This is a genomic window from Salinimicrobium oceani (genome assembly GCF_012037645.1).
Genome location: NZ_JAAVJR010001551.1, coordinates 1 through 293 on the forward strand (window position 1 = coordinate 1; position 293 = coordinate 293).

1 protein-coding gene is annotated in these 293 nt (G+C 43.0%); it reads right to left on the bottom strand.

The genetic code is table 11. The features are described 5' to 3' along the window. Positions 1-293 (bottom strand): FAD-dependent oxidoreductase (locus tag HC175_RS23025; protein ID WP_168140081.1); only part of this gene is annotated, 293 nt, incomplete at both ends.

Below are 293 nucleotides of genomic sequence, written 5' to 3' on the forward strand. Positions count from 1 at the left end.
CCACTCCCGGAATAAGATTATAATTAATGTGTGGCTTTTGTCCGGCAATGGTTTCTGCAACAAGAGTTCCCTCTTCCGAAGCTTTATGAGCCAGCATAGGACCTTTTATCACATCTCCAATGGCATAGATATTCTTCACATTGGTTTGTAAATGTTCGTTCACCTCTACTCTACCGCGGTCGTCGATCTTTACTCCGGAGGCATCTGCATTTAAACCTTCAGTAAAAGGCTTTCTTCCCACAGCCACCAGGCAGTAATCCCCTTTAAATTCAACTTCTTTATCCTTCTTGTCT